Consider the following 18,460-nt stretch of genomic DNA (forward strand, 5'->3'; position numbering starts at 1 on the left):
GCCATTGAGCATGAGTAGCAAAAAAATACATTTTGAAATTTCGGAAAGGAAGTTACTGTTGCGTTTAATGGATGTTGTTACTGTGTTTGCAGCATTATACCTTTTATCGTTTTACTTTCATTTCGATTATTTTTCCTTTAAAGACTCCTCTATAGCTTCAATCCTTTTTTTAGGGATTTATCTCAATTTGTTCGGGACGATATTCGAAATGTACAACTTACAGGTCGCCAGTAACCAGTTTCAAATGGTTAAAAGCGTTATACTAACTGCCTGTTTTACTGTTTTCTTTTATTTGCTGACACCGGTTTTTACTCCTTTTTTGCCATCAAACCGATTACAGATTATCTATTTCTTTTTTGCAATCTTGTCGAGTCTTTTTGCCTGGCGTTTCTTTTACCTGCATTTTCTGGCTTCCAATCGATTCGTTAAAAGAGTCGTTTTTGTATGTAGTCGTGACGGTATCTCACAGTTAGCATTGGAATTAGGTAAAGCCGATCCGCATTATGAAATTGCCGGATTTGTTTCTTCGGAAAATACGGCTGATGAGAATAGAAATAAAAGTGATTTTCAGGAAATCGATTTTTCAGAATTAGAATATTTTGTAAAAAAACATTCTGTAGCTGAAGTCGTGATAGCCTTAAAAGAAACAAAATCTATCGCTCCTGATCTGTATCAACAACTTTTAAATTTACTGGAAAAAGGAATTGTTATCCGGGAATATATGCAGGTTTACGAACAGGCTACACAACGTCTCCCGATTCTTTATGCCGAAAAGGATTTCTATAAATTATTCCCGTTTAGCCGAAGTAATCAAAATCGATTGTATTTAATTATGGTAAGAGGTTTTGAAATTTTGTTTTCAGTGCTAGGACTGTTGTTGGGGTGTTTATTATTGCCAATTGTTTGTATAGGAAATCTAATCAGTAATAAAGGACCGCTTTTCTATACGCAGGAAAGAGTCGGTAAAAACGGAATACCTTTTCGTATTTATAAATTGCGTTCGATGATCATCAATGCTGAGCAGGACGGTGCAGTATTTGCAAAAGCGAATGATGTTCGGGTAACCCCTTTCGGGAAATTTTTACGTCGCTCTCGTATCGACGAATTTCCTCAGTTTATAAACGTGCTAAAAGGCGATATGGCGGTTATCGGACCACGACCGGAACGACAGGTTTTTGTAAAAGAAATATCAGAAAAAATGCCTTTCTATGAGATACGCCATATTATTAAACCGGGACTTACCGGTTGGGCACAAGTAAACTATTCTTATGGTGAAAACATCGAAGATAGCATGGTAAAGCTACAATATGACCTGTATTATATCAAACACCGAAGTATTTTTCTCGATGTGAATATTATCTTTAAAACGCTGAGTACTGTATTGTTTTTCAGAGGTCAATAATTACAATTTTTCTTTTCGTAACAAACGAACTAATATTAGAACGTTTGCTATAAGTATCGGTGTCATTAATAAGAAATGATCTTTATTAAAGGCATAGCCGATAAAAATCAGCATACTGATAAAACAGCTATAAGCACTGATTTTAAATCCTTTTTTGTTTCCGGTAAGTAAGAAGAATAATGATATAAGTAATATCGGACTAACTAATAAAGCGTTGTAATTAGAGGAAACTTCTTCATGAAAGGAGTAGAAACCAACCAATGAAAGGAAAAGTCCCATAAAACCCGTAAAGGCCAGGTAGATAGCAGAAACAGGTTTTTTATGCGCAAATACAACGAATAATAGAAGTATACCAATAAACGTATAGCTGTTATTCCAGATGGAACCGGAAGATTCATTAGGTTGTTGCGTGTATACAGTAATGGTTTCCGGTGCTAATGGCGTCTGACCGATTTTAGTTTTGGAAACACCTTCCATAAGTTCGGATGGAAGGAATAATTTATCCGATTGTTTGTCGACCTTAGAACCGAAAATTAAATTAATTCCCAGTTTCTCATAAAAGCTATTCGCTAGATAAGAGTTCAGAATGGTGCGATAATCCTTTTTTGTGTCCGGAATATCGGTGTTAATTTTAGCTGTTGACAGAATACTGTTGATTCGATCGGCAACCATAGTGGTACAGTTACGATCGATAAATTTATAAGTATAATATTTCTGATCAGATGATAATACGACAACCAGCTCATTAATCAATTGCTGTTTTTGTACAGGCGATAAAGCAAGCTTTTGTTCGTAAATCGATCGGTTTTCATACTGATAATTCTGAACAAACTCGTCATATGATCCGGTCGCTACAAAATATTGAAGATCACCTTTTACAAATTTCAGATAAAAATTAGGCGTGCCGAAATCAAAAGCACCATAATTAAATACAACATCAACACCGTTTTCAGCATTGTGAATACGTAGCGCAGTATGTCCGAAAAGAGAATGTAACTGACTTCCGGAACCACAAGTTAATAAACTGACTTCAGTCTGATCGGACAATAGCAGATTTGTTTGTGCCGTAGTTCTAAAGGAGAACAAAAAGAAAAAAATCAGAATAGAAAAGGTAAAAGAACGCATCGTGAGTTTGTTTAAAATTATTTGCTGAAAATGCCTAAATCAACTTTTAAAGAAAATATATTGGAATACAGTGCGGCACTTTGGTCACCGATGTCTGTTAGCGCGTAATCGACCTGAATGCCTTTGTATTTAAAACCAAGACCTAAATTAGGTTGGAAATTCAACTTTTCGGAATTGTCAATTTGTTTTACATTTTGGAAGTTACCCACACCGGCTCGTAAAAAAACAAGATCGGTATAGCCAAATTCAAAACCGGCAGCAGGATCAATACTTACAGCATTGGTTGAAATGATATCATTAGTTCGGGCAAAGCGCATGTTTAACTGCGTTGCAGCCAAAATACTGTAATCGTAACGAATGATAAATTTTTTAGAAAGACCAACCTGTAGTTTCGGAAGGGTGATTTCGGTAGTTTCCGGTGGCTCCTGGTTTTCACCCGGTACGGCATCTTTTATTTTGTTGAATTCATCTTCATCGATAGTCCAGACATTATAGGTAGTCGTGATATCACGAACCATTAAACCTACTTTCCAATCGTTTTTCTCATATTGAATACCCAAATCAAATCCAAATCCCCACGAACTGGCAAAATCCCCGATTATTCGGCGAATGATCTTAGCATTAACGCCATAATTAAAACCGTCCAATGGTAAAGCCCGGGCATAAGAGAACGTTAAACCGTAATCCGCAGCAGAAAAAAGACTAATCCGGTTATAATCAATATTTCCCTGGCTGTCGATCAACTGAGTCGTGTTCAGGATATCATCTACACCAAAACGGATAAGTGATACACCTAACGCACTACGCTCATCAATTTTCATGGCAAAACCGGCATAATCATACTGGGCAATATTGGCAAAATAACTGGCATGCATCAAACCAATCTGCTTTCCTTCCACTTTTAATAACCCGGCCGGATTCCAATATCCTGAATTTACATCATCAGAATGTGCTACTACGGCATTAGCCATTCCCAAAGCGGCAGCATCCACACCAATATTCATGAATTCGTTGGAATACTTTCTAATGGTCTGACTGTAAGAAAGAAAATGAAAAGAAAGAAATAATAGTAATAAGGTTTTTTTCAAAGCCGTTTATTTTATACAAATATGAAATAAAAATCTCAAATACTAAACTCTATTTTGTATTAACTTATTGTATTACCTTTGTCATAAAATTTGTAATTTGGTCTCTTGTGACAAGAGTTTCAATAGTTCTAAAAATTAATTTTATATGTCAATAAAGAAACACATTCCTAATGTTATTACCCTTTTAAATCTTTCTGCCGGAATTTTTGCTTTAATTCATGCTTTTAACGGGAATTATAATGAAGCTTTCTCCTGCGTTTGCGTTGGTATATTTTTTGACTTTTGGGATGGTTTTGTTGCAAGACTGCTAAAAGTGCAAAGCCCGCTTGGTGTACAGTTGGATTCCCTGGCTGATATGGTAACCAGTGGAGTAGTACCGGGTGTGGTAATGTATAAAATGTTGGCCGATATTCAGGAAAATCAACCGGATTATAACCTGACACCGGAGACGTTTTATATGGGAATTGTACCGTATTTAGGGTTTTTAATCACATTAGGTTCTTGCTATCGACTGGCTAAGTTTAACATCGATACCCGTCAGACAGACTCTTTTATTGGTTTGCCAACACCGGCTAATGCTTTATTTATTATGAGCTTGCCGATGATCTTATTCGATAACCAGTTTGAAGCGCTTTCCAACTTATTGAGCAATCCTTATGTTTTAGTTGGTATCAGTTTGTTCAGTGCTTATATTTTAAATGCTGAAATTCCGTTGTTTTCGTTGAAAGTAAAATATTTCAGCTGGGCGAACAATAAAACTCAGGTGATATTTATGTTGATATCAGCGCTGTTTTTAGTATTCTTCCAATATTTAGGTATACCAATGATTATCTTGTTTTATGTGTTACTTTCTGTAATTACCAATAAGATGGGGACAAATAACGGGAGTCCGTATAAGGCAAACTAAGCAGTTCAATCTCAAATGAACAGGCGTCCGGCACCTAGAAAAAAAACAACAGTATCCCGTAGTTCAAAAGCAAAATCAAAAAATAAAAAAAGCTTTCCTGTCGGGAAAATGATCTTGTATAGTGCTGCAATTGCTTTAGCAATTACACTCGTTGCGACGGTTTATCAATATCGTAACGGTTTTCTGTATTACCTCGGTTTTAAAACAGATAAAATAGCAGGACGATTAAGTCCGGAAGAACGTAAAATTGCGGATGTCCGTATTTTTGAAATACTGAGTCGGCATGATACGCGACTAGTCGGATTTGACGTGTCTGAATATCAGGATAAAATTGACTGGGAAGCAATTGATAAAATCGAAGGAGAATTCCCGTTGAGCTTTGTTTTTATCCGTTCGACAGCAGGAAAAGATTATGTTGACAGTCGTTTTGATGAAAATTGGAAAGCGGCTAAAAAGCATCATTTTGTACGGGGTGCCTATCATTATTACCGTCCGAATGAAAACTCACTGGAACAGGCTGAATTATTTATTAAAACCGTAAAATTACAAAAAGGTGATTTTCCGCCGGTTTTGGATATTGAGCAATTGCCCGAAAATCAATCGATGGATAGCCTTAAAACGGGATTGAAAAGATGGTTAAAACGAGTTGAAAAACACTATGGCGTTAAACCGATTATTTATTCCGGAGAAAGCTATTATAACGACTTTTTAAAAGAAGAATTCAAGGGATATAAATTCTGGATTGCAAATTATAATTTCTTTGTAGAGAATATTAAAGACGAATGGTTGTTGTGGCAATTCACTGAAAAAGCGGAAGTAAACGGGATTAAAAGTCTTGTGGATGTCAATGTTTTTAATGGTAACGGAGAGGATTTGCGAACACTTACAATAAAAAAATAAGGGCTGTTAAACAACAGCCCTTTATATTTTTAAAATTCCAGTTTTTTACGTCTTAACTCAAAGTTCTGACCTAAATATACTTTTCGTACCATTTCATCTTCTGCTAATTCTTCCGGGATTCCGGCTTTAAGAATTCCGCCTTCAAACATCAAATAGGTTTTGTCGGTAATCGCTAGTGTTTCCTGTACGTTGTGATCGGTAATCAAGATTCCGATGTTTTTATTTTTTAGCTGTGCTACGATACGTTGAATATCTTCTACAGCTACCGGGTCAACTCCGGCAAATGGTTCGTCCAACAAAATGAATTTAGGATCGGTGGCAAGAGCGCGTGCAATTTCAGTACGGCGTCTTTCTCCTCCGGATAATAAATCTCCGCGGTTGGTACGGATGTGTTGTAAGCTGAATTCATCAATCAAGGATTCCATTTTAGCTTCCTGTTCTTTTTTAGATAATTTAGTCAGTTGCAATACACTTAAAATATTGTCTTCGATACTTAATTTTCTAAAAACAGAAGCTTCCTGAGCCAGATAGCCAATTCCGTTTTGCGCCCGTTTGTACATCGGGAAGTCGGTAATGTCCATATCATCCAGGTAAATGTTTCCGCTGTTTGGTTTTACCAGACCTACGATCATATAGAAAGAAGTTGTTTTTCCGGCACCGTTAGGACCTAATAATCCTACGATTTCACCTTGGTTCACTTCAACGGAAATGCCTTTTACAACACTCCTCTTTTTGTAGGTTTTGATTAGGTTTTCAGCTCTTAATTTCATTTTTATACTATTATAAAATTGCGTAAGGTCTTATTTTTAACCGAAAAACGCCCTGCAAATAAACAAATAAAGGCGTAAATGCGGAATAAATTAACAATTAATTATTCTCTAAAGCTTCCCAGAATTCGTAAGCACGTCGCAAATGCGGAATTACTATCGTTCCGCCAACAAGAGTGGCAATTCCCATTGCTTCCATCATTTCTTCCCGGGTGATCCCGTTCTTATAAGAAGTTTCCAAATGATATTTAATACAGTCGTCACAACGTAATACAGCTGAAGCAACTAATCCCAGTAGCTCTTTTGTTTTGACATCCAGTGCGCCTTCCATATAAGCATTGGTGTCCAGATTAAAGATACGTTTGATAATCTTGTTGTTGTCGTTTAATAACTTATCGTTCATTTTAGAACGGTAATCGTTAAATTCCTGTACTATATCGCTCATAATTAGGCTTCGTTTTTAAGTTCTTCTTTCTTAGTTACAAATTTGGAAATAAATATACTTAGTTCGTATAAAATCACCAATGGAATGGTTACAATCATTTGGCTGATAACATCCGGTGGTGTTACAATGGCGGCTATGATTAAAATAATTACGTAAGAATATTTTCGGTAGGTTCTTAAAAAGTTAGGAGTGACAATACCTAAACGGGATAAGAAATAAATTACAATTGGCAGTTCAAATACAAGTCCGGTAGAAAGAGAAGTCGATTTTACCAGTCCGATATAAGATTGAATGTCGATTGAGTTAACAACGAATTTGCTGATTGTTAAGTTAGCAAGGAAGTTGATCGATAATGGTGTGATTACAAAATAACCGAACATAACGCCCAGGAAGAAAAGCAATGACGAAACAAAGATAAAATAGCGGGCGTTTCGTTTTTCTTTTTCATATAGTGCCGGACTGATAAATTTCCATAATTCCCATAAAATAAAGGGGAAAGCAAGAATAAAACCTACTGTTATTGAAGTCCAGATTAACATAGCAAACTGACCTTCCATAGTACGGTTTTGTAATTCAAAAGGAAGTTCAGTCATACAGAAACTTTGATCCAGATCATATTTTTGAGCCAGTTCACAGAAAAAACGATAGGTTACGAAATTACCGTCTTTCGGACCGAAAATAATGCTGTCAAAAATAAAATCACTGTAATAGTAAGCTACGCATCCGCCTATTAAAATTGCAATTGTGCTTCGTATCAGGACCCAACGGAGTTCTTCCAGATGGTCGAGAAACGACATCTCTTTCATAGTCTTTTTCTTTGCCATTAGATAATGCCTTCTTTTAGAATGTCATGAATATGTATAATACCGATATATTGCCCTTCATTAGCTACAACGAGCTGTGTAATGGAATTGTTTTCCATGATGTTGAAGGCGTCAACTACCATATCGGTGGATTTGACCATTTTCGGATTTTTAGTCATAATGTCTTTGGCAGACAAGTCGTTGAAAGTGTCTCTGCTGTTCAGCATTCTACGGATATCACCGTCTGTAATGATACCGACGATTTTGTCATTTTCAACAACAGCTGTTACACCTAAACGCTTTTCGGAAATTTCCATAATCACGTTTTTAATACTGGCATCCGGAGTAACGAAAGGCTTGTGCGTATTGTCAAGCATATCGCTCACGCGTAACAATAGTTTTTTGCCCAAAGCACCGCCGGGATGATATTTGGCGAAATCTTCACTTTTAAAATTGCGAAGTTCCATCAAACAAACAGCTAGCGCATCACCTAAAACAAGCTGTGCGGTTGTACTGTTAGTTGGTGCCAGATTGTTCGGACAAGCTTCTGCTTCAACATAGGCATTTAAAACATAATCCGATTCTTTGGCCAGGAAAGACGACTTACTTGCAGTCATTCCGATAAGCGTATTTCCGAAACGTTTTAACAACGGAACAAGAACTTTTATCTCCGGACTATTTCCGCTTTTGGAAATACAAATTACCACATCGCCGGGTTGTACCATACCCAAATCACCATGAATCGCTTCGGCGGCATGCAGGAACATAGATGGAGTGCCTGTAGAGTTTAATGTAGCTACTATTTTAGTGGCAATAATGGCGCTTTTTCCGATACCGGTAACGACCAATCGTCCATTGCTGTTATAGATGATATTTACGGCTTTTGCAAAATCCTCGTCAAGGTAGTGAATCAAGTTTGCAATGCTCTCACTTTCAGATTGTATTGTTTTTCTGGCTGTAGCCAAAATGCTTTCGATTGTGCTCAAATCAGAAGTTTTATAAAATTTGTATGTATTAAAGATTTTTGTATCTTTATATTCTGCAAATTTATGTAAAATACTGTATAATAAATAATGAAACTAACCGAAATTGACTTACACAAAGAGTTAAAAAAGTATTTTGGTTTTAACCAATTCAAAGGTTTACAGGAGGACGTTGTTCGAAGCATTATTACAGGTAATAACACTTTTGTTATCATGCCTACCGGTGGTGGAAAATCCCTATGTTACCAACTACCGGCATTGGTGTTAGACGGTACGGCAATTGTTGTTTCTCCGTTGATTGCTTTAATGAAGAATCAGGTCGATGCGATCAGAAGTTTATCTTCTGAAGCGGGCGTTGCCCACGTATTGAACTCTTCATTGACTAAAACAGAAATTAATCAGGTAAAAAAAGACATTACTTCAGGTCTGACGAAATTGCTATATGTAGCACCGGAGTCGCTGACAAAAGAAGAATATGTGCATTTTTTACGGGAAGTACCTCTGTCTTTTGTCGCGATTGACGAAGCACACTGTATCTCGGAATGGGGACATGATTTCCGTCCGGAATACCGAAACCTAAGAAATATCATCAAGCAGCTAGGCGATGTTCCGGTTATCGGACTAACAGCTACAGCTACCCCTAAAGTGCAAGAGGATATTTTGAAAAACCTGGATATGTCGGATGCTAATACTTTTAAAGCATCCTTTAACCGTCCCAATTTGTTTTATGAAGTACGAACAAAAACGAAAAATGTCGAGTCGGATATTATTCGTTTTATCAAACAACATAAAGGAAAATCAGGTGTTATCTATTGCCTGAGCCGAAAGAAAGTGGAAGAAATTGCACAGGTACTTCAAGTAAACGGAGTAAGTGCTGTTCCTTATCACGCCGGACTGGATGCGAAAACCAGAGCCAAACATCAGGATATGTTCCTTATGGAAGATGTTGAAGTAGTAGTAGCAACTATTGCTTTTGGTATGGGTATTGATAAACCGGATGTACGCTATGTGATCCATCACGATATACCAAAATCGCTGGAAAGTTACTATCAGGAAACCGGAAGAGCCGGACGTGATGGAGGCGAAGGACATTGTATCGCATACTACTCGTATAAAGACATTGAAAAACTCGAGAAATTCATGTCGGGTAAACCTGTTGCCGAACAGGAAATCGGTTTTGCATTGCTACAGGAAGTTGTAGCTTATGCGGAAACGTCAATGTCGCGTCGTAAATTCCTGTTGCATTACTTCGGTGAAGAATTTGACGATGTTAACGGTGAAGGTGCCGATATGGATGATAATGTTCGGAATCCGAAAAAGAAAATCGAAGCGCAGGATCAGGTGGTCACTTTGCTGGAAACAGTGCGTGATACCAAACAATTATACAAGTCCAAAGAAATTATATTTACGCTGATCGGTAAAATCAATGCGACGATTAAAGCGCATAGAACGGATGCACAACCCTTTTTCGGAAAAGGTCAGCACTTTGAAGAAAAATACTGGATGGCATTGATTCGTCAGGTTTTAGTGGATGGTCTTTTGTCTAAAGATATCGAGACGTATGGTGTTTTAAAGCTGACGCCAAAAGGAGAGACATTTATTAAAAAACCGAGCTCCTTTATGATGTCGGAAGATCATGAGTATAGTGAAGCGGATGATGAAGCGGTTGTAACGGCGTCTAAATCGACAGGAACGGCTGATGAAGCGCTGATGGGAATGTTGAAAGACTTGCGTAAAAAAGTAGCGAAAAAAATCGGTGTTCCGCCATTTGTAGTGTTTCAGGATCCTTCTCTGGAAGATATGTCGCTTAAATACCCGATTAACCTGGAAGAACTAAGTAATGTTCACGGGGTTGGTGAAGGTAAAGCTAAAAAATACGGAAAAGAATTTGTTGAGCTTATCGCCCGATATGTGGAAGATAATGATATTGTTCGGCCGGATGATCTGGTTGTGAAATCAACAGGGGCAAACTCGGCGTTAAAACTGTATATTATCCAGAATATCGATAGAAAACTATCGCTTAACGATATCGCAGCAGCGAAAGGTTTGGATATGGATGCGCTACTGAAAGAAATGGAGCAAATCGTATATTCCGGAACCAAATTAAATATCAAATACTGGATTGACGAAATATTGGATGATGATCAACAAGAAGAAATCCATGATTATTTTATGGAATCGGAATCAGATAATATTAAAGATGCCTTAAAAGAATTTGATGGCGATTATGATACGGAAGAATTACGTCTGATGCGAATCAAATTTATAAGCGAAGTCGCTAATTAATTTGATGATCAATTAATAAAATGAAACACCTGACAGATTTAAAGCTTGTCAGGTGTTTTTTTATTCGTATAGTTCACCGCGGTGTGGCTTTAAGGCGTCCCGAACGGAAATCATGGTTTCGTCAGTTACCACTATATAAGCAATGGCGTGCATGTCATTTAGGATTTCAAATCCGGTTATCGTAAGCGGAAGTTTTTCCATAGCGATATATTCTTTTAGATGAATTTCGTGATGCTCGGCTGTTTTAGCTGCTGCCGGACCGCGGAAATCCCAAATCAGTTTTATTTGTCTGGACATGTTATTAAATTTAAAAGACAAAATTACAAAGGATCATCAAACTGTAAAACTGAAAAATAGAATCAGCTGAAACATTTCTGTTTCAAATCACTATTTTTGCAGTCTGATTTAAAATCAACTCCATAAAATGCCAAGAGAAATACAAATACAGGTTACTCCGGATGTAGCAGCCAGCCAGGAATTATTACAGGAATATATTGCAAAACTGGTGCAAACGAACAGCTCGGATATTCAACATGTTTCAATATTGAAACGTTCTATTGATGCCCGCCAGCGATCGGTGAAAATCAATCTGAAAGTAGCGGTTTATTTCCGGGATGAAAATTTTACGGAGTTAAAGATCGATCTTCCGGATTATAAAAATGTAGCGAATGCGCAGGAAGTAATTGTTATAGGTGCCGGACCGGCCGGACTTTTTGCTGCACTGCAGTTAATCGAACTCGGATTAAAGCCTGTTGTGATAGAAAGGGGAAGAGATGTTCGCGGTCGACGCAGGGATTTAAAAGCGATTAACCGGGATCATGTTGTTGATGAAGATTCGAACTATTGTTTCGGGGAAGGTGGTGCCGGTACGTATTCAGACGGAAAACTGTATACCCGTTCCAAAAAGAGGGGTGATGTTAATCGTATTCTCGAATTATTAGTGGCTTATGGTGCTTCTCCGGATATATTGGTAGAAGCGCATCCGCATATCGGAACAAATAAATTACCGAAAATTATACAGGATATCCGGGAGAAAATTATTGAATGTGGAGGAGTAGTGCTATTTGAAACCCGGGTAAATGATATTTTGGTTAAAAATAATGAAGTATACGGAGTCGAAACGCATACCGGAGAACAGATTTTGGCGCAAAAAATCATATTGGCTACCGGACATTCGGCCCGGGATATTTTTGAATTACTGGATCGAAAAAAAATACTGATTGAAGCAAAACCTTTTGCATTAGGCGTTCGGGCTGAACATCCGCAATCGTTAATTGATAGTATTCAATATTCTTGTGATTTCAGAGGCGAATTTTTACCGCCTGCACCGTATTCAATCGTAAAACAGGTAAACGGAAGAGGAATGTATTCGTTTTGTATGTGTCCGGGTGGTGTTATTGCACCTTGTGCTACGAGTCCCGGTGAAGTGGTGACTAACGGATGGTCGCCTTCTAAGAGGGATCAGGAAACGGCTAATTCCGGTATTGTGGTGGAATTAAAACTCGAAGATTTTAAACCGTTTGCTAAATTCGGCGCATTAGCCGGAATGGAATTCCAAAAAGCGATCGAGCAAAAAGCATGGCATCTGGCCGGAGAAACGCAGAAAGTGCCGGCGCAACGAATGGTTGACTTTACGCAACAAAAAATATCAACATCCATCCCGAAAACGTCTTATGTTCCGGGTACAACCTCAGTGGAATTAGGTCAGGTTTTTCCTGGTTTTTTAACGCAGATTATGCGGGAAGGTTTTGTGGCTTTCGGAAAATCGATGAATGGCTATTTAACGAATGAGGCAATTCTGCATGCACCGGAAAGTCGTACCTCATCACCGGTTCGTATTCCGCGTGATAATTACACTCTGGAGCATTTACAGATAAAAGGTTTGTATCCTTGCGGAGAAGGTGCCGGATATGCCGGCGGGATTATTTCTGCTGCGATCGATGGTGAAAAATGTGCCCAGAAAGCGGCTGAAAGTATTGTAAGCTAGTTTTTTTTGCAGTTTTCATAGTCGACTATTTGTAGTATTTGTCTTGTTTTTAAGAAGGTGTATTCTAAATAAACAAGCTATTTTTGTTTTTGTAGCCAGGTTAAAGCGGCTTTAATCGTTTGGTTGGGTAAACTTTCCTGATCGGGTGTAACACCGTTTCGATATTCTTTTTGATTGCGATCAGCAAAAAATGCAACGGTAATTGTTAGTGTAGCGCCGTCTGAAAGCGTATAGGTTTCATTTGTAGAAGTGTGGCCATATGTACTAGCTCCGAAACTTCTGGTGTTGGGACGGCTTTTAAAGGCTACTGCTATAGCTTCTCCTGAATTTCGGGTGGTATTGTCGGTTATTACAGCAACCGGAGGAGTATTCCTTTTTAATTGGTGGAATTGGTAGATGTCTTCTATAATAGTAGTTCCGTATTGTACTTTTCCGTTTTCAATAATCCACGGTTCAGAAGAGTTTCCGTCTGTAAAATAACCAACAGTTCCGTTACCTAAAACCGGAGCTATCGAGGCGAGCATCGGACTGAGCGGGCCTGTAATATTACCTCTTAAATCAACGATCCAACCTTTTACATTGCGATTGTCCTGTGCGGTAATCTGTTGAATCAGATGTTGACGGTACATTTCAATCTCATCTTCGTCTTTTGGAAACCCTGTTAAATGCAGATAACCTATATTTTTCGGGATCGTTTCAGTAATAGTTGACGGTTGTGCAGTGTCGTTGTCGAAATCGTCTGTTTTCGGCGTGTTAAAAGAACTGTTCGGATCCTGTAATAGCTGTAAGGCATATACGATAGTAGCATGCGTGTCTTTATTCGAATCAGCGTGTGACAGTACATCGGCTTTAAATTGCGGCCAATTGATTTTATGTCGGTTTACGGATTTCGTTTCTAATAAAGTAAGTACTTCTTTCAGGTATGTTTTGGTTTCCGGAGCTATAGGCTGTTCTGCTTTTCGGCAACCGGATAATACGGTTACTACCAATAATATTGTGAATAATGATTTCATGATGTAGCTTCAATTACCGGTAAAGGTACTACATCTGTTAACTGAAAAAGGTATGCTTTAACGCTTTATTCAGATTTAGAGGCGTACTTATTTGTCGACCGGATGAAATAACGGACGCTCCATGCGTACCAGATCAAAACCGATATCCCAAAAATCTTTGACTATCTCTTTGGTTTCGAAACCGAACTTTTCGTAGAACGGATAAACTAATTGGGAGGTTCGCACTGAAATTAATTGAATGCCACCTAACTTCTGGATTTCCTGAATTCGGAATCGGGTTAGAGCAGATCCGAGACCTTTGCCTTGACTGTCCGGATGAAAGAGATCCCATGATATTTTAGCGGTTTTCAGATCTTCTGTTCGGTTAAATCCGCCGGAGCCTAAAATGATGCCATCAACTTCAACCACAAAATAATAGTCGAGATGATGTTCCAGGTATTCCTCAAAATCGGCTTCTTCATCCGGAGCAAAATAGTCAGGAATATTCAAACGGATTAAAGTCATAAGCTGACTTTTGTCGTTGCTGTGATAGGGACGGATATTGAGATTCATTTGTTGTGCAGTATTTTGTGATGAATAGGAGAAAGGTAATAAAAGTTTTGCTTATTATAAGAAAATACGCTTGTTTTTTAATAAGGAGACAATCGAGATACGTTTATTTAAACCGTTTCTTTTTTGTAATTTTGGCAGGTAATCCAAAACTATGATAGAAGAAAAAGTAATTTTAGTTAATGAAAACGACGAACCGATAGGGTTGATGCCGAAAATGGAAGCGCATGAAAAAGCGATGCTGCATCGTGCTTTCTCGGTATTTGTGCTGAATGAAAAAAACGAAATCATGCTGCAACAGCGAGCACATCACAAGTATCATTCGCCGTTATTGTGGACCAATACCTGTTGTAGTCATCAAAGGGAAGGGGAAAATAATATTCAGGCCGGATCAAGAAGATTACAGGAAGAGATGGGATTTACAACAGAATTGAAAGAGCTTTTTTCATTTATCTATAAAGCGCCTTTCGATAACGGATTAACGGAACATGAGCTGGATCACGTAATGATCGGATATTATAACGATGTACCGCAAATTAACCCGGAAGAAGTAGAAAGTTGGAAATGGATGACGATTGAAGCGGTTAAAGAAGATATGGAGCGCAATCCGGATATTTATACGGTTTGGTTTAAAATTATTTTTGACAAGTTTTATCATTATCTGGAAGCACATAAAGTTTAAAATACCATGAGAGTAACTGTAAGCCGAAAAGCCCATTTTAATGCCGCACACCGATTGTACCGGAAAGATTGGACGTTTGAAAAAAATCAGTCCGTTTTCGGGAAATGTAACAATCCGAATTATCACGGCCATAATTATGAGCTCATTGTAAGTGTGACCGGAGAAATAGATACGGAAACAGGTTATGTAATGGATCTTGGGGAATTGGCAACAATCATTCATCAGGAAGTAGAAGAAAAGCTGGATCATAAAAATCTGAATCTGGATGTCCCGGAATTTGAAAATCTGAACCCGACGGCGGAACATATCGCAGTAGTGATCTGGAATAAACTCAGAGCCAAAATCGCGTCTGATAAAGAGCTGGAAGTAGTTTTATATGAAACACCGAGAAATTTTGTAACCTATAACGGAAAATAAAGATGAGTTTAAAAGTAGGCGACCGTATTCCGGAATTTGAAACAACCGATGCGAAAGGAGAAGTTTTTACGATAAACACTGTATTAGGAAAAAAAGCGTTGGTGATTTACTTTTATCCGAAAGATGATACACCGGGCTGTACAAAAGAAGCCTGTGCTTTTCGGGATAGCTATGAAGATTTTCTTGATCTCGGTGCCGAAGTGATCGGTATCAGCGGCGATAGTAGTGCTTCTCATGAAAAATTTGCCGCACGTTATAATTTACCTTTTATCTTATTGGCTGATAAAGGCAATAAAATCCGAAAACAATTTGGTGTTCCGACGAATTTACTCGGATTACTTCCCGGACGTGTTACTTATGTGGTAGATAACAAAGGCGTTATTTGTTCTGTCTTTAATAGTATGAATGCCGCACAACATATGCCGCAAGCACTCGAAGTGCTTAAAGCGATGAAATAAGTTTTAACACAACTAAAAAGAATTGCTTTTGGTTATTTCCAAAAGTTTTTTGCATTTTTGCTGACCTAACGAATTTTAGATTTATGACAATAAATTGGTATCCGCTTGTTTTTAAACCCATTTTAAAAGATAGAATTTGGGGAGGAGCCAAATTATCCTCATTACTTCATAAAGATATTATATCGGAAACGACCGGTGAAAGCTGGGAAATTTCGACCGTTCCCGGTGATGTAAGCGTAGTAAAAAACGGTGCGTTGGCCGGAAAATCCCTGAACGAACTTTTAGAATTAGCTCCGGAAGCATTACTGGGAGAAAAAGTATATTCGAAATTCGGAAAAACATTTCCGTTGTTGTTTAAATTCCTTGACGCTAAAGAGGATTTATCGATTCAGTTGCACCCTAATGATGAATTGGCACGTAAACGGCATAATTCATTCGGGAAAACCGAAATGTGGTATGTTATGCAAGCCGATCCGGATTCCCGGATAATAGTAGGTTTTGAAGAAACTTCTTCGCCGGATGAATATCTGTATCATCTGGAACATAAAACACTGACCAAAATATTAAAAGAAATAAAAGTAGCTCCGGGTGATGTTTTCTTTTTGGAAACCGGAACGATACACGCTATCGGAGCAGGAATTGTAATCGCTGAAATTCAACAGACATCCGATATTACGTATCGTGTATACGATTGGGATCGCGTGGATGCACAAGGGAAATCAAGAGAGTTACATATCGAACTGGCATTGGATGCGATCGATTATTCAGTTTCGGATGCAAAATGTAAATATGCACAAACGGTTAATGTTTCCAATCCGGTTATTGACTGTCCTTATTTTACAACAAATTTTATCCCGTTAAACGGACAGCAGACTTTCTATAAGAATGGTGATTCCTTTACGGTTTTAGTTTGTACCAAAGGCACTTTTTCAATAATGGTCAATGATGTTGCCACTGCGTTCCGGGAAGGCGATACGATATTGATACCGGCAGTAATAACTGATTTTCAATTAAGCGGAGAAGCCTCATTGTTAGAAATATTCATTTCTTAATCTTTAATCAAAAGAATAGTTGTAATTTTGCCATCGAAATTTTAAACATTAGAAAAATGGCAAGCGTTAGAAATTTAAAAAAAGACATCAACTACGTTTTAGGTGATATTATTGAAGCAGTTTACATTTGGGAAATGACTACTACAGGAAAACCAACTGAAGCTTCTGACGACTTAGTAACGGAAGCGATCGCAACATTTGATAATTTGGTAACAAAAGTGAATCAAAAAAATGTTGAAAATAAAAAAGCGCATTTTAAGCAAATTAATAAAGAATTAGAAGAGGCTGCAAATCAGTTGGTTGATAAAGTTAACGCCCTGTAGTCTGAAAAATCAATAAAAAAGTGCTCAAAAAATATTTGGAAGTTTAAAAAACAACCTTATATTTGCAACCGAATTGAGACGCCGGTGTAGCTCAGCTGGCTAGAGCAGCTGATTTGTAATCAGCAGGTCGTGGGTTCGAGTCCCTCCATCGGCTCAATTTTTTTACCACAGTAATGTGGGCTTTTATTGAAAAATGAATATAAGGAATTTTGTAGAACCTTATGTTTAAACTGTATTGAGACGCCGGTGTAGCTCAGCTGGCTAGAGCAGCTGATTTGTAATCAGCAGGTCGTGGGTTCGAGTCCCTCCATCGGCTCAATCATCTACTTTAAGCCACTTGAAGAGAGTGGTTTTTTTATTTATAAAGGTTTAAAGCGGCTTATGAAAATAAGCCGCTTTTTTGTTTTATTGTGCGGAAGTTGTAGCTTCTTGTTGCTTGCGCTTGCCGATATACTCCTGTAATAATTTTCCGTAATGCGAACGGGTTACTTCCGGAGATAACGATTTCTGAATGGTATCCAGATATTTGATATTAGCGTCATAGATGTCGGTTAAGGCTATATAAGGTGCAACATCATATTTAGCGTTGTTTACGGCAAAATTAACGGCGCTAAGGTAACGTCTGATCACCAGTTTGTCACTACGATCTCTAAGACTGTCCAACATTTTTGTATCCCGCATCTTCTGGGCAAATAATGTCATACTTAAAGCCTGGTTCTCTTCGTCAGTATAACGGGACTTAATTTTTTTGTAATCTTCATACAAATCATTGTTTTTTGATCCGGTAACCTTTGCTTGGGCATAAAACTCTTTTAAATCGGTTTTAATAGTCATATTACCCGGTTCGGCAAAAAACATCAGACTGTTGTCTTTCGAATTACTTGTACCACGATCAATAAACAGATAATACATTTCCGGTGAGTCTATTTTAATAGTGCTTTCGAAATCAGAATTTCCTTTAATGGTAAAGCTGTCTATTGTAACAAAAGAGGTGTCAACTATTTTCTTCAGATATAACTTACCCTGCTTTAGTCCGTTTACAGTTCCTGTAAGGTGAAGGCTGTTTTCGGTCGCATCGTCTTTTTTACAGGCTGTAACTAATAGCGCTAAAGAACATAAGGTTATCAGTGTTTTTCTCATTATAATGTTGTTTTTTAAAGATTGCAAAGTAAAGAAAAAAAAGTTCAGTTCCTGTGTAGGAGCTATAAATAGTGTCCTTTACTTTCAGGTATAAAAAAAACCTGTCCGAACGAACAGGTTTTTATCAGTTTTG

General features: G+C 37.9%; 20 protein-coding genes and 2 tRNA genes. 12 read left to right on the plus strand and 10 right to left on the minus strand.

Annotation, left to right across the window (positions count from 1 at the left end; translation table 11 throughout):
• The first annotated feature begins 10 nt into the window (after positions 1–10).
• A complete protein-coding gene (locus NOX80_RS07585; RefSeq protein ID WP_256552688.1) occupies positions 11–1,402 on the plus strand; it encodes an exopolysaccharide biosynthesis polyprenyl glycosylphosphotransferase in 1,392 nt (463 codons plus the stop codon).
• Here NOX80_RS07585 and NOX80_RS07590 read toward each other — a convergent pair whose 3' ends face one another.
• Together NOX80_RS07590 and NOX80_RS07595 are read right to left on the minus strand one after the other, a co-directional pair.
• Positions 1,403–2,527, minus strand: coding sequence for a lipoprotein N-acyltransferase Lnb domain-containing protein (locus tag NOX80_RS07590; protein WP_256552689.1), 1,125 nt, complete (start codon positions 2,525–2,527; stop codon positions 1,403–1,405).
• A 17-nt stretch (positions 2,528–2,544) separates the two neighbouring features.
• The gene (locus tag NOX80_RS07595; RefSeq protein ID WP_443134977.1) at positions 2,545–3,615 is read right to left on the minus strand and encodes a putative type IX sorting system protein PorV2; all 1,071 of its coding nucleotides are present in this window, start codon (positions 3,613–3,615) and stop codon (positions 2,545–2,547) included.
• 145 nt (positions 3,616–3,760) lie between these two features.
• On the opposite strand from NOX80_RS07595, the gene NOX80_RS07600 reads away from it, so the two are divergent.
• Both NOX80_RS07600 and NOX80_RS07605 read left to right on the plus strand, forming a co-directional pair.
• Positions 3,761–4,522, plus strand: a complete 762-nt coding sequence (locus NOX80_RS07600) for a CDP-alcohol phosphatidyltransferase family protein (protein WP_256552690.1) — start codon at positions 3,761–3,763, stop codon at positions 4,520–4,522.
• A gap of 15 nt (positions 4,523–4,537) precedes the next feature.
• The gene (locus tag NOX80_RS07605; protein WP_256552691.1) at positions 4,538–5,422 is read left to right on the plus strand and encodes a glycoside hydrolase family 25 protein; all 885 of its coding nucleotides are present in this window, start codon (positions 4,538–4,540) and stop codon (positions 5,420–5,422) included.
• Positions 5,423–5,451: 29 nt separating this feature from the next.
• Here NOX80_RS07605 and lptB read toward each other — a convergent pair whose 3' ends face one another.
• The 4 genes from lptB to NOX80_RS07625 form a co-directional block, all read right to left on the minus strand.
• Positions 5,452–6,192 carry an LPS export ABC transporter ATP-binding protein gene (gene lptB, locus NOX80_RS07610; protein ID WP_256552692.1) on the minus strand — a complete coding sequence of 247 codons (741 nt, stop codon included), beginning with the start codon at positions 6,190–6,192 and terminating at the stop codon, positions 5,452–5,454.
• A 97-nt stretch (positions 6,193–6,289) separates the two neighbouring features.
• The gene (locus NOX80_RS07615) at positions 6,290–6,634 is read right to left on the minus strand and encodes a carboxymuconolactone decarboxylase family protein (protein ID WP_256552693.1); all 345 of its coding nucleotides are present in this window, start codon (positions 6,632–6,634) and stop codon (positions 6,290–6,292) included.
• Between the two features lie 2 nt (positions 6,635–6,636).
• The gene (gene tatC, locus NOX80_RS07620) at positions 6,637–7,458 is read right to left on the minus strand and encodes a twin-arginine translocase subunit TatC (protein WP_256552694.1); all 822 of its coding nucleotides are present in this window, start codon (positions 7,456–7,458) and stop codon (positions 6,637–6,639) included.
• A complete protein-coding gene (locus NOX80_RS07625; protein ID WP_256552695.1) occupies positions 7,458–8,423 on the minus strand; it encodes a KpsF/GutQ family sugar-phosphate isomerase in 966 nt (321 codons plus the stop codon). Before NOX80_RS07625 ends, tatC begins: the two co-directional genes overlap by 1 nt.
• A gap of 87 nt (positions 8,424–8,510) precedes the next feature.
• Between NOX80_RS07625 and recQ the strand changes: the two genes are divergently transcribed.
• Complete coding sequence (gene recQ / locus NOX80_RS07630) at positions 8,511–10,706, plus strand: DNA helicase RecQ (protein ID WP_256552696.1); 2,196 nt, start codon at positions 8,511–8,513, stop codon at positions 10,704–10,706.
• Positions 10,707–10,766: 60 nt separating this feature from the next.
• Here the strand turns inward: recQ and NOX80_RS07635 are convergent, their stop codons facing one another.
• Positions 10,767–11,003, minus strand: coding sequence for a hypothetical protein (locus tag NOX80_RS07635; RefSeq protein WP_256552697.1), 237 nt, complete (start codon positions 11,001–11,003; stop codon positions 10,767–10,769).
• A 127-nt stretch (positions 11,004–11,130) separates the two neighbouring features.
• Between NOX80_RS07635 and NOX80_RS07640 the strand changes: the two genes are divergently transcribed.
• The gene (locus NOX80_RS07640) at positions 11,131–12,693 is read left to right on the plus strand and encodes an NAD(P)/FAD-dependent oxidoreductase (protein ID WP_256552698.1); all 1,563 of its coding nucleotides are present in this window, start codon (positions 11,131–11,133) and stop codon (positions 12,691–12,693) included.
• 77 nt (positions 12,694–12,770) lie between these two features.
• Here NOX80_RS07640 and NOX80_RS07645 read toward each other — a convergent pair whose 3' ends face one another.
• Entirely contained in the window at positions 12,771–13,706 is a 936-nt protein-coding gene (locus NOX80_RS07645) for a S41 family peptidase (RefSeq protein WP_256552699.1), read from the minus strand.
• Positions 13,707–13,793: 87 nt separating this feature from the next.
• Complete coding sequence (locus tag NOX80_RS07650; protein ID WP_256552700.1) at positions 13,794–14,258, minus strand: GNAT family N-acetyltransferase; 465 nt, start codon at positions 14,256–14,258, stop codon at positions 13,794–13,796.
• 151 nt (positions 14,259–14,409) lie between these two features.
• On the opposite strand from NOX80_RS07650, the gene idi reads away from it, so the two are divergent.
• From idi to NOX80_RS07685, 7 genes are all read left to right on the plus strand, one after another.
• On the plus strand, positions 14,410–14,937 hold the full coding sequence (idi, locus tag NOX80_RS07655; protein WP_256552701.1) for an isopentenyl-diphosphate Delta-isomerase: 528 nt from the start codon (positions 14,410–14,412) through the stop codon (positions 14,935–14,937).
• A gap of 6 nt (positions 14,938–14,943) precedes the next feature.
• A complete protein-coding gene (locus NOX80_RS07660) occupies positions 14,944–15,354 on the plus strand; it encodes a 6-pyruvoyl trahydropterin synthase family protein (protein WP_256552702.1) in 411 nt (136 codons plus the stop codon).
• Positions 15,355–15,356: 2 nt separating this feature from the next.
• Complete coding sequence (locus NOX80_RS07665; RefSeq protein WP_256552703.1) at positions 15,357–15,812, plus strand: peroxiredoxin; 456 nt, start codon at positions 15,357–15,359, stop codon at positions 15,810–15,812.
• Positions 15,813–15,895: 83 nt separating this feature from the next.
• Entirely contained in the window at positions 15,896–16,864 is a 969-nt protein-coding gene (locus NOX80_RS07670; RefSeq protein ID WP_256552704.1) for a type I phosphomannose isomerase catalytic subunit, read from the plus strand.
• A gap of 56 nt (positions 16,865–16,920) precedes the next feature.
• The gene (locus NOX80_RS07675) at positions 16,921–17,187 is read left to right on the plus strand and encodes a hypothetical protein (RefSeq protein ID WP_256552705.1); all 267 of its coding nucleotides are present in this window, start codon (positions 16,921–16,923) and stop codon (positions 17,185–17,187) included.
• Positions 17,188–17,267: 80 nt separating this feature from the next.
• Positions 17,268–17,341, plus strand: a tRNA-Thr gene (locus tag NOX80_RS07680).
• An 88-nt stretch (positions 17,342–17,429) separates the two neighbouring features.
• Positions 17,430–17,503, plus strand: a tRNA-Thr gene (locus NOX80_RS07685).
• Between the two features lie 89 nt (positions 17,504–17,592).
• On the opposite strand, the gene NOX80_RS07690 is transcribed toward NOX80_RS07685, so the two are convergent.
• Positions 17,593–18,327 carry a DUF4369 domain-containing protein gene (locus NOX80_RS07690; RefSeq protein ID WP_256552706.1) on the minus strand — a complete coding sequence of 245 codons (735 nt, stop codon included), beginning with the start codon at positions 18,325–18,327 and terminating at the stop codon, positions 17,593–17,595.
• Positions 18,328–18,460 lie beyond the last annotated feature (133 nt).

The organism is Flavobacterium cerinum (assembly GCF_024496085.1).
GTDB classification, from domain to species: domain Bacteria; phylum Bacteroidota; class Bacteroidia; order Flavobacteriales; family Flavobacteriaceae; genus Flavobacterium; species Flavobacterium cerinum_A.